The sequence below is a fragment of the Hydrogenophaga sp. ANAO-22 genome, assembly GCF_042466645.1.
In the GTDB taxonomy this organism is placed as follows: Bacteria; Pseudomonadota; Gammaproteobacteria; order Burkholderiales; family Burkholderiaceae_C; genus Hydrogenophaga.
This window is the reverse complement of sequence record NZ_CP159956.1, coordinates 916,805-929,710: the sequence shown is the minus strand read 5'-3', so window position 1 is coordinate 929,710 and position 12,906 is coordinate 916,805. Positions and strand designations below refer to the sequence as shown.

14 protein-coding genes are annotated in these 12,906 nt (G+C 71.2%); 2 read left to right on the top strand and 12 right to left on the bottom strand.

Features of this window, described 5'->3' with window-relative positions:
* Positions 1 to 438 (bottom strand): YeeE/YedE family protein, encoded by a 438-nt coding sequence (locus ABSY19_RS04345; protein WP_382159396.1) that lies wholly within the window; start codon positions 436 to 438, stop codon positions 1 to 3.
* A 117-nt stretch (positions 439 to 555) separates the two neighbouring features.
* Between ABSY19_RS04345 and ABSY19_RS04340 the strand changes: the two genes are divergently transcribed.
* On the top strand, positions 556 to 855 hold the full coding sequence (locus ABSY19_RS04340; protein WP_382159394.1) for a hypothetical protein: 300 nt from the start codon (positions 556 to 558) through the stop codon (positions 853 to 855).
* A gap of 12 nt (positions 856 to 867) precedes the next feature.
* Here ABSY19_RS04340 and ABSY19_RS04335 read toward each other — a convergent pair whose 3' ends face one another.
* Both ABSY19_RS04335 and ABSY19_RS04330 read right to left on the bottom strand, forming a co-directional pair.
* Complete coding sequence (locus ABSY19_RS04335) at positions 868 to 1,215, bottom strand: winged helix-turn-helix domain-containing protein (RefSeq protein ID WP_382159393.1); 348 nt, start codon at positions 1,213 to 1,215, stop codon at positions 868 to 870.
* Between the two features lie 27 nt (positions 1,216 to 1,242).
* Positions 1,243 to 2,133 (bottom strand): LysR family transcriptional regulator, encoded by an 891-nt coding sequence (locus ABSY19_RS04330; protein ID WP_382159391.1) that lies wholly within the window; start codon positions 2,131 to 2,133, stop codon positions 1,243 to 1,245.
* Between the two features lie 108 nt (positions 2,134 to 2,241).
* Here ABSY19_RS04330 and ABSY19_RS04325 point away from each other — a divergent pair, with 108 nt between their 5' ends.
* Positions 2,242 to 2,985: an SDR family oxidoreductase gene (locus tag ABSY19_RS04325; protein WP_382159389.1), complete on the top strand. Its 744-nt coding sequence runs from the start codon at positions 2,242 to 2,244 to the stop codon at positions 2,983 to 2,985.
* Positions 2,986 to 2,994: 9 nt separating this feature from the next.
* On the opposite strand, the gene ABSY19_RS04320 is transcribed toward ABSY19_RS04325, so the two are convergent.
* From ABSY19_RS04320 to ABSY19_RS04280, 9 genes are all read right to left on the bottom strand, one after another.
* A complete protein-coding gene (locus ABSY19_RS04320) occupies positions 2,995 to 3,342 on the bottom strand; it encodes a hypothetical protein (RefSeq protein ID WP_291113075.1) in 348 nt (115 codons plus the stop codon).
* A gap of 155 nt (positions 3,343 to 3,497) precedes the next feature.
* Positions 3,498 to 5,072, bottom strand: a complete 1,575-nt coding sequence (pgi, locus tag ABSY19_RS04315) for a glucose-6-phosphate isomerase (protein ID WP_382159387.1) — start codon at positions 5,070 to 5,072, stop codon at positions 3,498 to 3,500.
* Between the two features lie 22 nt (positions 5,073 to 5,094).
* The gene (gene eda / locus ABSY19_RS04310) at positions 5,095 to 5,733 is read right to left on the bottom strand and encodes a bifunctional 4-hydroxy-2-oxoglutarate aldolase/2-dehydro-3-deoxy-phosphogluconate aldolase (RefSeq protein WP_382159385.1); all 639 of its coding nucleotides are present in this window, start codon (positions 5,731 to 5,733) and stop codon (positions 5,095 to 5,097) included.
* Positions 5,734 to 5,744: 11 nt separating this feature from the next.
* A complete protein-coding gene (gene edd, locus ABSY19_RS04305) occupies positions 5,745 to 7,637 on the bottom strand; it encodes a phosphogluconate dehydratase (RefSeq protein ID WP_382163675.1) in 1,893 nt (630 codons plus the stop codon).
* 7 nt (positions 7,638 to 7,644) lie between these two features.
* A complete protein-coding gene (pgl, locus tag ABSY19_RS04300; RefSeq protein WP_382159383.1) occupies positions 7,645 to 8,385 on the bottom strand; it encodes a 6-phosphogluconolactonase in 741 nt (246 codons plus the stop codon).
* A gap of 4 nt (positions 8,386 to 8,389) precedes the next feature.
* Positions 8,390 to 9,865 carry a glucose-6-phosphate dehydrogenase gene (zwf, locus tag ABSY19_RS04295; protein ID WP_382159381.1) on the bottom strand — a complete coding sequence of 492 codons (1,476 nt, stop codon included), beginning with the start codon at positions 9,863 to 9,865 and terminating at the stop codon, positions 8,390 to 8,392.
* A 121-nt stretch (positions 9,866 to 9,986) separates the two neighbouring features.
* Complete coding sequence (locus ABSY19_RS04290) at positions 9,987 to 10,655, bottom strand: ABC transporter ATP-binding protein (protein WP_382159379.1); 669 nt, start codon at positions 10,653 to 10,655, stop codon at positions 9,987 to 9,989.
* On the bottom strand, positions 10,652 to 11,620 hold the full coding sequence (gene miaA, locus ABSY19_RS04285) for a tRNA (adenosine(37)-N6)-dimethylallyltransferase MiaA (RefSeq protein WP_382159377.1): 969 nt from the start codon (positions 11,618 to 11,620) through the stop codon (positions 10,652 to 10,654). Before miaA ends, ABSY19_RS04290 begins: the two co-directional genes overlap by 4 nt.
* An 11-nt stretch (positions 11,621 to 11,631) precedes the next feature.
* A complete protein-coding gene (locus ABSY19_RS04280) occupies positions 11,632 to 12,903 on the bottom strand; it encodes a Bcr/CflA family efflux MFS transporter (RefSeq protein WP_382159375.1) in 1,272 nt (423 codons plus the stop codon).
* Positions 12,904 to 12,906: the final 3 nt, after the last annotated feature.

Genomic DNA, 12,906 nt, shown 5'->3' with positions numbered 1-12,906 from the left:
TCAGAGCAGGTGGCGGACGGCGTAGACGACGGCGAAGCCCGCGGCCATGAAGCACAGCGTGGCCACCAGCGAACGCGGCGACAGGCGCGAGAGCCCGCACACGCCGTGGCCGCTGGTGCAGCCCGAGCCGTAGCGTGTGCCCAGGCCCACCAGCAAGCCTGCGGCCACCAGCAGGCCAGTGCCCGCGTCGATGCGCGGCGCGCGCAGCAGGCCGTCGGGCGCGAGCCAGCCGTAGAGCAGGGGGGCGCTGAAGACCCCGAGCAGGAAGGCGATGCGCCAGCCCGCGTCGCCCGCCCGGGGCGGCAGCAGGCCGCCCAGAATGCCGCTGATGCCGAGCACGCGGCCATTCATGAGGATGAAGGCGGCCGCCGCCAGGCCGATCAGAATGCCCCCGGCCAGCGAGGCCCAGGGCGTGAAGTGGGCCCAATCGATGTTCATGTGGATCTCCGTTGTCGGGCCGAGCATACGGGCGACGCCCTGCCGGTGCCAGGACGTGGTCTTGGTTATATACTGAGAAATATAGCGAAAGCCGGACCCACTTTTTCGGAGCACGCCATGACCGGACCCACCCACGCGCAGCAGGCCTCGCACAGCGCGCCCGTGTTCAATGCCTTGCCAAGCCACCTGGTCTCGCAGGAGGTGCCGGTGCGCGGCGCGCTCAGCCGCCTGCCCGAACTGCGCAGCGCCGTGCGGGTGTGCGAATGGATGGTCGAGCCCGTGGCGGGCGGCACCGAGCTGGCGCTCACCCTGGTGCTGTCGGAGCACGTGAGCCTGTCCTTCGTGCTCGGGGCCCAGGACGCCCAGGACCTGAGCCTCACGCTGGCGCAGAGGGCGCCCGCTGCCGAGGCGCCCTGAGGGCGGCCCGCTTCAGGGCGCGATCAGGCGGGTGAGCTGCTGCAGCTCGGCCGAGGCCGCGGCCAGGGCGATGGCCTCGATGGCGCGGTAGCGCCGCACCAGCTCTTCGCCCACGGGCGTGAGCGAGGTACCGCCCCCCTTGGCCCCGCCGGCTGCCGTGGACACGGCCGGCCCGGTCAGCGAGCGGTTGATCTCGTCCACCAGCAGCCAGGCGCGCCGGTACGACATGTTGAGTTCCCGGCCGGCCGCCGAGATCGAGCCGGTGCGCGCGATGGCTTCGAGCAGGCTCACCTTGCCCGGGCCGATGGCGATGACATCACCGCGCTTGATGCGGAGGCGGAATTGCACCTGGGGTTTCATGGGGGGCGATGCTAACGCAGTGGGGGATCAGGTGAGCGTTTCGAACAGCTCACCCAGCCACTGCGCGAAGGCGCGCACGCGCACGGAGAGCTGGCGGTTCTGCGGGTACAGCACCGACACCGGCAGCGGGGGCGGTGGCAGGTCCACCAGCACCTCGCGCAACTGGCCCGAGGCCAGTTCGTCGGCCACGCGGTAGCGCGGCACCTGCACCAGGCCCAGGCCGGCGATCGCCGCGCCCGCGTAGACGTCGGCCCCCGTCACCGAGACCGGGCCGCTCAGGCTCAGCGTGCGCACTTCGCCGTTCACCGTGAACTCCAGCGGCAGGGCCTGGCCGGTGGCGCTGGAGAGGTAGTTCACCGCGCGGTGGCCGGCCAGGTCGGCCAGGGTCCGAAGCTCGCCGAACTGCGCGAGATAGCTCGCGCTGGCGCAGGTGAGCTGCGGCAGCAGCGCCACCCGGCGCGCCACCAGGGACGAGTCGCGCAGCTGGCCGGCGCGCAGCACGCAGTCCACGCCTTCGCGCACCAGGTCGACCAGGAGGTCGTCCTCGCCGATCTGCAGTTCCAGCTGCGGGTGCCGCGCGAGAAAGGCGGGCAGGGCGGGCACGACGAAGCGGCGCGCCAGCGTGCCCTGCAGGTTCACGCGCAGCAGGCCCTTGGGCACGGCCTGGCGGAACAGGCCGTCGGCTTCTTCGAGGTCGGCCAGCAGGCCCACGCAACGCTGGCGGTAGGCCTCGCCATCGGGCGTGAGCCGCACCGTGCGCGTGGTGCGCTCCAGCAGGCGCACGCCCAGGCGCGCCTCCAGCCGCTGGATCAGGTTGCTCACCGTCGCGCGCGGCAGCTGCAGGTCGTCCGCCGCCTGCGTGAAGCTGCCGCGCTCGGCGATGCGCACGAACACCTGCATTTCCTGGAATCGGTCCATGGGCGGTATTGTTGATGAAATTCGAACGATGTTGCCAATTTCGAGGCAATGATCTTTCGGGGGGAACGATCCATCATCGGGCCATCGTTCAACTTTTCAGGAAAACCCATGAGCTCCAACGCCTCCTCCCCCGTCGCCATCGTCACCGGCGCCTCGCGTGGCATCGGCGCCGAACTGGCCCGCCGGCTGGCCGCCGACGGTTACGCCGTGGTGGTGAACCACGCCCACAGCGCCCCCGAGGCCGAGGCCCTGGTGGCCGAGCTGCGCGCCGGCGGCGCCCGGGCCATCGCGGTGCGGGCCGACGTCTCGAAGGCCGAGGAGGTGCGGGTCCTCTTCGACGTCACCGAGCGCGAACTCGGCCCGGTGGACGTGCTGGTGAACAACGCCGGCGTGCTCAAGACGGTGCCGCTGGCGCAGACCAGCGATGCGCTGTACGAGAGCACCTTCGACACCAACGTGCGCGGCACCTTCAACACCCTGCGCGAGGCCGCCACGCGGCTGAACGAGGGTGGGCGCATCGTCAACTTCTCCAGCACCACGGTGGCGCTGAACCTGCCGGGCTACAGCGTGTACATCGCCTCCAAGGCGGCGGTGGAGTCGCTGACCCAGGTGTTCGCCAAGGAGTTGCGCGGGCGCCGCATCACGGTCAACGCGGTGGCGCCCGGCCCGGTGGCCACCGCGCTGTTCTTCGACGGCAAGACGCCCGAGCAGATCCAGATGCATGCCCAGATGCCGCCGCTGCAGCGGCTGGGCGAGCCGGGCGACATCGCTTCGGTGGTGGGGTTTCTGGTGAGCCCGGCCGGTGGCTGGGTCAATGGTCAGGTGCTGCGCGCCAACGGCGGCTTGGCCTGAAAGGGCGGTTCAGCGGCGCTGGCCGCGCTGGAAGGACTGCAGCTGCGCCTTGGAGACGTTGCCTTCGAAGAGGGGCGTGAGGTCGGAGACGGCCGCCAGGGCGCTGGACTCGTCGCGCTGCAGGCACAGGGCCTGGGCCAGGTCGGCGCGCAGGAACCAGAGGGCCTCGATGCTGGAGGCGTAGCGGATGCGGTGTTCCAGCTGGGGATTGAGTTCGGCGCCTCGCACACCCAGCAGGCGGAGCATCGATTTCTGGATCAGGACCATCGCCCTCGGGTCGGGCGCCTTGGGCGCGGACTCCGAATTCGGCGTGAGGATCGACGTCAGGCTGCTGAGGAAGGTCTTGACTCTTTGCATGCTGGTGGATGCTGTCCGTGTGTGCCGAACCTGATGGAATAGCGCCTGCCCTTTCGGGAACTTTTGCGTTTATACCCGATACGGTATTTTTTGCCGCATTTTTGCGCGACAAAGCACGGTTTGGGCCCGCTTGCGGCCCGTTGCCGCCACCAGGCTCAGCGGGCAGCCTGCTCCATCGCCTTGGCCATGGTCTTGCCCAGCTCCACGCCCCACTGGTCGAAAGCGTTGATGCGCCAGACCGCGGCCTGGGTGAACACCTTGTGTTCGTAGAGCGCGATCAGGGCACCCAGGCGCGCCGGGTCCAGGCGGTCCAGCCAGAGGATGTGGCTCGGGATGTTGCCCTCGAAACTGCGGTGCGGCGCCATGGCCCGGGCATCGGCTTCGCTCATGCCGTCCTTCTGCAGCAGCGACTGCGTGTCGGCCAGCGAGCGCCCGCGCGCCATGGCCTCGGCCTGGGCGCGCAGGTTGAGGTTGACCACCTCGTGGTGCGTCGCGGCCAGGGGCAGGGGCGTGTCTTCGTTCTGCACGCCGATGAAGTCCACCGGCACGGTGTGCCGGCCCTGGTGGATCAGCTGGAAGTAGGCGTGTTGCCCGTCGATGCCCAGCCCGCCCCAGACGATGGGGCCGGTGTCCACCGTGGCGGGCGTGCCGTCGGTGTGCGTGCGCTTGCCGTTGGACTCCATGTCCATCTGCTGCACGAAGGGCGTGAAACGCACCAGGCGCGAGGCGTAGGGCACGATCAGCTGCGTGGGCAGGCCCAGGAAGTTGCGGTTCCAGATCCCGTTCAGGGCCAGCTGCACCGGCAGGTTCTGCGCCAGCGGTGTGGTGCGGAAGTGCTCGTCCATGGCGCGAGCACCGGCCAGGAAGAGGCGGAAATGTTCGGAGCCGATGGCAATCGCCAGCGGCAGGCCCAGCGCCGACCACACGGAGTAGCGCCCGCCCACCCAGTCCCAGAACAGGAAGGTGCGCTCGGCCGGGTAGCCCAGTTTCGCGGCCTGCGCCGGGCTGGCGGTGATGGCCACCAGGTGCTGGCCCAGCGCGTCGGCCGGGCAGCCGTGGTCGCTCAGCCAGCGCCGCGCGCTCGCGGCGTTGGTCAGCGTTTCCTGCGTGGTGAAGGTCTTGCTGGAGACGATGAACAGCGTGCGCGCGGCGTCCAGCCCACGCAACACGCTCCACAGCGCCCAGGCATCGGGGTTGGAGACGTAGTGCACCCGCACGCCCGGGTGGGCCAGGTGCGCCAGCGCGTCGGCCGCCATGCGCGGGCCGAGGTCGGAGCCGCCGATGCCGATGTTCACCACGTCGGTGATGGCTTCGCCGCTGTGCCCGCGCACCGTGCCCGCGCGCAGGGCTTCGGCGAAGTCGCAGACGCGGGCCAGTTCGACCTGCACGGCCTTCTGCACGTCCGCGCCCCAGGGCCCGGTGTGCAGCGGGTCGCCGCGCAGCGCCACGTGCAGCACGGGTCGGCCTTCGGTGGTGTTGATGGGCTCGCCGCGGAACATGGCGTCGCGCTGGGCCGCCACGCCGGCCTGCTCGGCCAGCGCCAGCAGCGCCTGCTGAATGGCGGGCGAGACGCGCTGGCGGCTCGCGTCCAGCGTGATGCCGGCGGCGCGCAGCGCCATGCGCTCGGCGCGGCCGGTGTCGGCGGGCAGCAGCTCGCGCAGGTGGGGCTGCGGTGCCCCGGCCAGGGATTGCAGCCGGGCCCAGGCGGGCAGGGTGGTGGGCAGGGTCATGGGTCGGTGGCGTGCGGTGGCGTCAGACGGCGGTGGCCAGGGTGGTGGCTTCGCGCGCGAGGCGGGCGATGCGTTTCCAGTCGCCCTGGCGCAGAGCGTCCGAGGGCGTGAGCCAGGAGCCGCCGGCCATGGCCACGTTGGGCAGGGCCAGGATCTCGCGCAGGTTCTCGGGGCTCACGCCGCCGGTGGGGCAGAAGCGCACGTCGGGCAGGGGCGCACCCAGCGCCTTGAGCATGCCGATGCCGCCGGCCTGCGCGGCGGGAAACAGCTTCATCAGCGTGAAGCCGTGGTCGCGCGCGCGCATCACCTCGCTGGGCGTCATCACGCCGGGAATGAAGGGCAGCCTGGCCGCCTTCACCGCGTCCACCAGGGCGTCGGAGCAGCCCGGCGACAGGGCGAACTTCGCGCCCGCGTTCACCACCTGGGTCACCTCGGCCGCGCGCGTGACGGTGCCGGCGCCCAGGTGCATCTTGGGCACGGCGCGCGCCACGGCCTCGATGGCGCGCAGCGCGACGCCCGAGCGCAGGGTGATCTCCATCACGTCGATGCCGCCTTCGAGCAGCGCATGCGCCAGCGGCACGGCCTGGGCCTCGTCGCTCAGGACGATGACGGGCACGACACGGGCGGTGAAAGCAGGGCGGGTGAAGCAGGTGGTCGTCATGGTGTCTGGGTTCAGGCGGTGGGGGTTGCAACGGGGGCCACGGGGCGGTTCACCGCCAGCGGGGCGAACAGGGGCGAGGCGCCCGATTCGGCCGCGCCCGCATTTTCGCGGAACAGGCCGAACAGTTCGCGCCCGCTGCCGTGTTCGTTGGCGCTCAGGTCGGGGTGTTTGATGCGGCGGCGGGCCAGGGTGCGGGCATCGACCTCGAGTTCGAGCACGCCGCGCTCGCAGTCGAGCGTGATCCAGTCGCCGTCGCGCACGCGCGCGATCGGGCCGTTGGACAAGGCCTCGGGGCTGAGGTGGATGGCCGCGGGCACCTTGCCCGAGGCGCCGGACATGCGGCCGTCGGTGACCAGCGCCACCTTGAAGCCCTTGTCCTGCAGCACGGCCAGCGGCGGCGTGAGCTTGTGCAGCTCGGGCATGCCGTTGGCGCGCGGGCCCTGATAGCGCACCACGGCGATCAGGTCGCGCTCCAGCTTGCCTTCGTTGAACAGGGTCAGCAGGTCCTGCTGGTCGCTCACCACCACGGCCTGGGCGCGCACCACGCGGTGCTCGGGCTTGACCGCCGAGACCTTCACCACGCTGCGCCCCAGGTTGCCCTGCAGCAGGCGCAGGCCACCGTCGGCGCTGAAGGGCTCGCTCACCGGCCGCAGCACCGAGAGGTCGCCGCTCTGTTCGGGCACCGGGCGCCAGGCGAGCTGGCCGCTGTCGAGCCAGGGCTCGCGCGTGTAGCTGTCCAGGCCCGCGCCCATCACGGTGTTCACGTCGGCATGCAGCAGGCCGGCGGCGAGCAGCTGCTGCATCAGGTAGCCCATGCCGCCGGCCGCGTGGAAGTGGTTCACGTCGGCGCTGCCGTTGGGGTAGACGCGCGCCAGCAGCGGCACCACGTGCGAGAGCTCGGCGAAATCGTCCCAGTCGATCAGCACACCGGCGGCGCGCGCCATGGCCACGAGGTGCAGCGTGTGGTTGGTCGAGCCGCCCGTGGCCAGCAGGCCGACGATGCCGTTGACCAGGGTCTTCTCGGTCACGATGTCGGCCAGGCTCAGCGCGGGTTCGCCGGTGCGGCCGGTGTTGGCCACCGCGCGCTTGACCGCGCCCAGGGTGAGTGCCTCGCGCAGCGGCGTGCCGGGGTTGACGAACGAGGCGCCGGGCAGGTGCAGGCCCATGATCTCCATCAGCATCTGGTTGCTGTTGGCCGTGCCGTAGAAGGTGCAGGTGCCGGGGCTGTGGTAGGCCTGGGCCTCCGATTCGAGCAGCGCGTCGCGGCCCACCAGGCCTTGCGCGTACTGCTGGCGCACCTTGGCCTTGGCGTCGTTCGAGAGGCCCGAGGTCATGGGGCCGGCGGGCACGAACACGGTGCTCAGGTGGCCGAACTGCAGCGCGCCCATGAACAGGCCGGGCACGATCTTGTCGCAGATGCCGAGCATGAGCGCGGCGTCGAACACGTTGTGCGAGAGCGCCACGGCGGTGGAGAGCGCGATCACGTCGCGCGAGAACAGCGAGAGCTCCATGCCGGCCGCGCCCTGCGTGATGCCGTCGCACATGGCGGGCACGCCGCCGGCCACCTGCACCGTGGCGCCCAGGCCGTGCGCGTGGTCGCGGATCTTCTGCGGGTAGGTCTCGTAGGGCTGGTGCGCCGAGAGCATGTCGTTGTACGCGGTGACGATGCCCAGGTGCGGCGCGCGTTCGGCGTGGATCTGGAGCTTGTCGGCCAGGGGCAGCGCGGCCGTGGTGTGGGCCATGTTGGCGCAGCCCATGCCGGTGCGCTGCGTGCCTTTCTTGCGCTGCGCGGTCATGGCGGCGAGGTAGGTCGCGCGCGTGGCGGCGCTGCGCTCGGTGATGCGCTGCGTGACGTGGGCCAGGGTGGGGTGCAGGGGGCGTTCGTGGTGGTGGTCATTTTGGATATCTCGTTCAGGCCAGCCAGACGCTCACGGGCGTGAGGTGCTGGTTGAGCACCAGCGACACCGGCAGGCTTTCGTCGGCGGCGAGCCGGGCCTGCTGGTACACGGCGAGCTTGCTCGCGCCGCTGATGGACAGGGCCAGTTCGCGCGTGGCGAGCAAGGCCGGCAGGGTGAGGGTGAGGCGCGCGTGCGGCGCGCGCGACGCTTCTGCGGGGCGCTGCCAGGTCACCGGGCCGCTGCCGTGCAGCGCGCGGGCCAGGCCGGGCGCGCCCGGAAAGATCGACGCGGTGTGGCCGTCCTCGCCCATGCCGAGCACGGCCAGGTCCATGGGCCAGGGCTGGGTGGCCAGGCGGTGGTTGGCGCCGTCGGCCAGGGCCGCGAGCGCGGCGTCGTCGAGCACGGTGGGCAGGCGGTCGAAGAAGGGCACGAAGCGGGCCGCGGCGGCGGCGCCCTGCAGCAGGTGGGTGCGCACCAGGGCGGTGTTGCTCTCGGGGTGATCGTGCGGCACGCAGCGCTCGTCCACCAGCAGCACGCTCACATGGTCCCATTCCACCGGCTGCTCGCGCAGGCGTTCGAACATCGCCACCGGCGACTTGCCGCCCGAGACCGCGAGCACCGCGTGGCCACGCGCACCGATCGCCTCGCGCAGGCGCTGCGCGGCATGCAGGGCCAGCTGCGCCGCGAGTTCGGCCGCGTTGCTGGCGGGGTGCACCTGCAGCGGGTTGGGTGGGGGGCGGTCGAGCGCGTTCATGGGGTCAGGCTTCTTCCACCCAGGCCGAGCCTTCGCGCGCCATCAGCGCGGACGAGGCGGCAGGCCCCCAGCTGCCGGCGGTGTAGGGGCGGGGCTTCTCGCTCAGGTTGCTCCAGCCGTCGAGGATGGGCTCGACCCAGGTCCAGGCGGCTTCGAGCTCGTCGCGCCGCATGAAGTGCGTCAGGCGGCCCTTGATCACGTCCATGAGCAGGCGCTCGTAGGCTTCGGCGCGGCGCGCGCTGAAGGCCGATTCGAGGTCCAGGTCCAGGCTCACCGGGCGCAGGCGCATGCCGCTGCCCGGTTCCTTGGCCATCATCTGCAGCTGCACGTGTTCCTCGGGTTGCAGGCGGATCATCAGGCGGTTGACCGGCTGGCGCGGTGCGTCGGGGAAGATGGTGTACGGCAGGTCGGCGAACTCGATGACGATCTCCGAGCGGCGCTCGGCCATGCGCTTGCCGGTGCGCAGGAAGATCGGCACGTTGGCCCAGCGCCAGTTGTTGATGTGCGCGCGCAGGGCCACGAAGGTTTCGGTGGTGCTGTCGGCCGGCACGTTGGCCTCCTGCAGGTAGCCCGCGGCCTTGTCGCCGTTGGAGGCGCCGGCGGTGTACTGGCCGCGCACGGTGTCGCGCGCCACGTCGGCCTCGGTCATGGGGCGCAGCGAGCGCAGCACCTTGAGTTTTTCGTCGCGCACGGCATCGGGGTCGAGCGAGACCGGTGGCTCCATGGCCACGATGCACAGCAGCTGCAGGAGGTGGTTCTGCACCATGTCGCGCAGCGCGCCGGTGCCGTCGTAGAAGCCGGCGCGGCTGCCCACGCCGACCGACTCGGCCACCGTGATCTGCACGCTCTTGATGTAGGGGCTGCGCCAGAGCGGCTCGAAGATGGTGTTGCCAAAGCGCAGCACCATCATGTTCTGCACCGTCTCCTTGCCCAGGTAGTGATCGATGCGGAAGGTCTGCCCCTCGCTGAAGTAGCGGCCCACCTCGTCGTTGATGGCGCGCGCCGAGGCCAGGTCGTGGCCCAGCGGCTTTTCCAGCACCACGCGCGAGCGCTCGTCGATCAGGCCGGCGCCGTGCAGGTTGGCGCAGATGCCGGTGAACAGCGTGGGCGCGGTGGCGAGGTAGTACACGCGGTCCGAGCCCGGCTGCAGCGCGCCGGCCAGGGCGGTGAAGTCGGCCGGCTGCGTGGCGTCGAGGCACACATAGCCCAGGCGCGCCACGAAGCCTTGCCAGGCGGTTTCGTCCAGCGTCTCGGGGGCGATGAAGGCGCGCACCTTCTCGTGGATGAAGGCGGTGAAGGTCTCGCGGTCCCACGGCTGGCGGCCCAGCGCGTGGATGCGCGTGGCCTCGGGCAGGTTGCGGTGCAGGTGCGCCATGTAGAGCGCGGGCAGCAGCTTGCGCACCGAGAGGTCGCCCACGCCGCCGAAGATCACCAGATCGAGCGGCTCGGCAGGGATGGGGGCGGGATTCGTTGTGACCATGGTCTAATTTAGTTACTTGTGATTTTGGATTTTATTGTAATCAAGTTACATGGCAGGTTCTTTTCACCGGCCATGCCCTGACCTTACCGCGATGCCCCGCGCCGTGCACGCGGAAAACGTGTCAGGTGGTGAGCGCGGGCTGCAGGCCCGAGGCGGTGAGGTGCAGCACGCGCTGCGCGCGCGCCGCGGCCGCGCGGGAGTGCGTGACCAGCACCAGCGCCGCGCCGCTCTCGGTGGCCTGCTGCTGCAGCACGTCCATGACCTGGGTGGCGGTGCCGGGGTCGAGGTTGCCGGTGGGCTCGTCGGCCAGCAGCAGGCCGGGGCGGTGCACCAGCGCGCGCGCGATCGCCACGCGCTGCAGCTGGCCACCCGAGAGTTCGGCCGGCAGCCGCGCGCCCAGCCCGCCCAGGCCCACGGCGTCGAGCATCTGCCGCACGCGCGCCGGGTCGGGGCGGCCCAGGAGCAGCAGGGGCAGGCCCACGTTCTGCGCCACGTCCAGGTGCGGCAGCACGTGGAAGGCCTGGAACACGAAGCCCAGGTGCTCGCGCCGCCAGTGCGCGCGCCGGGTCTCGTCGAGCGTGCCGAGGTCCACGCCCTGGTGGGTGATGTGGCCTTCGCTCCAGTCGTCGAGCGCGGCCAGGCAGTTGAGCAGGCTGGACTTGCCCACGCCCGACTCGCCCACGATGGCGACGAACTCGCCCGGCGCCACGCTCAGGCTCACCTGGCTGAACACGGGCGTGCCGCCGTAGCGCTTGCCGAGTTCGTGGACCACCAGGGCCGGCGTGCTCATGCGGCCGGACCCAGCAGGGTTTCGACGGTGTGCAGCACCTGGGCCAGCGCGTCGGGCGCGTCGCAGGCGATCACGCGGCGCTGCGGCATGGAGCGCAGCCAGGTGAGCTGGCGCTTGCCGAGCTGGCGGGTGGCGAAGATGCCGAGGTCGCGCAGCTCGGCGAGCTGTTCGCGCGTGAGCGCGTCGCCGTGGGCCTGCAGCATGTCCCAGGCCTGGCGGTAGCCCACGCAGCGCATGGACGGCAGCTCGGTGGAGAGGTCGCCGCGCGCGCGCAGCGCGCGCACCTCGTCGAGAAAACCGGCGGCGAGCATGTCGTCGAAGCGCTGGGCGATGCGCGCGTGCAGCCAGGCGCGGTCCTGCGGTTCGAGCGAGATCAGGTGCTCGGGCGCGAGCGGGCTGTCCGGGTTGTGGGTGCGGCCGGTCTGGAAGCTGGAGAGGGGTTGGCCCGAGACCTCGTAGACCTCCAGCGCACGCTGGATGCGCTGCGAGTCGTTGGGCGGCAGGCGCGCGGCGGTGATCGGGTCCACGCGCGCGAGTTCGGCGTGCAGCGCGGGCCAGCCCAGTTCGAGCGCGCGCGCTTCGATGCGTTCGCGCACGCGGGCATCGGCCTGGGGCATCTCGTCCAGGCCCACCAGCAGGGCCTTGAAATACAGCATGGTGCCGCCCACCAGCAGCGCGGTGCGGCCGCGCGCGGCGATCTCGTCCACCAGGCGCGTGGTGTCGCGCACGAAGTCGGCGGCGCTGTAGCTCTGCAGCGGGTCGAGGATGTCGATCAGGTGGTGCGGCACCTGGGCGCGTTCGGCCGCGCTGGGCTTGGCGCTGCCGATGTCCATGCCGCGGTAGACCAGGGCCGAGTCGACGCTGATGATTTCCATCGGCCAGCGCAACGCGATGGCCAGCGAGGCCGCGCTCTTGCCACTGGCCGTGGGGCCGGCGAGTGCGATGCAACGGGGAGCGGCTGGCATGGTGAGGGGTGTCAACGGGCCGATGCGCTCACGCGCTGCGGCGCGGTGTGCGCCTCGCCATGGCGCTGCACCAGCGTCCAGGCCACGAGGGCGATGAGCACGCTCCAGAACCACAGGCCATTGGTCAGCGGCAGCACCGAGCCGCGCCCTTCACCGATGCCGGCCAGGCTCACGCCGAGCCAGCCGCCCATGGCGAAGGCCGTGACCATCGACAGGAAACCGCTGAGCGCCGAGGCCGCGCCAGCGGCCTGCGGAAACGGGCCCACCGCGCCGCTCTGGCCGCAGGGCTGGTGCACGCCGTGCGCGAGCATGAAGAGCCAGAACGGCACCAGGATGGCCCAGGTGCTCTGCACGCCCAGCAGCCCCAGGACACCCATGCTGGTGCCGGCGGTGAGCGTGATGACCCCGGCGACGGCCACCGTGCGGCGCAGGCCCAGGCGCGGCAGCAGCTGTCGGCACAGGAAGGTGCCCAGGATGTAGACCAGCGAGATGCTGAACATCACCACGCCATAGGCCGTGGTGGACAGGCCGAGCACGCGGATGAACACGAAGGACGAGGCCGCGAGAAAGGTGAACAGGCCGCCGTAGGACGCGGTGGACAGCAGCGCGAAGGCCCAGAACGTGGGGTGGCGCGCGATCTGCGCCCAGTTGCCGAACAGGGTGCCGGGCGAGAGCGCGCGCGGGTTCTTCTGCGCCAGGGTCTCTTCGAAACGCCAGGCCACGACCAGCAGGGTGATGGCGCCGAACACCGCGAGCGCCATGAGCGAGACGCGCCAGCCGAACAGGTCCGACAGCAGGCCGCCGGTGGGCGACGCGGCGCAGGCGATCACGCCCAGGCCGGTGAGGCCTTTGGACATGACGCGCGCGCCTTCGCTGGGCGCGTACAGGTCGCGCACGATGGCGCGCGCGCACATCACGCCCGCGCCCATGGCCGCGCCCTGCACCGCGCGCCAGACGATGAGCTGTTCCATCGACGGCGCGAAGGTGCTGCCGATCGAGGCCGCGACGAAGGCGCTCATGCCCACCAGCAGCACGGGCCGGCGGCCGTGGCGGTCCGACAGCGGGCCCCACACCAGCTGCGACAGGCCGAAGCACAGCAGCAGCGCGGTGAGCGTGAGCTGGGCCTGCGACATGGGCGCGCCAAAGCCCGAGGTGAGCGCGGGCAGCGCGGGCAGGTAGAGGTCGGTGGCGATCGGCTGCAGGCCCAGCAGCAGCGACAGCACCAGCACGATCAGGCCGGGCGACATGGCGGAAGAAGAGGGCGAAGGAGGCGGGGCGGGCATCCG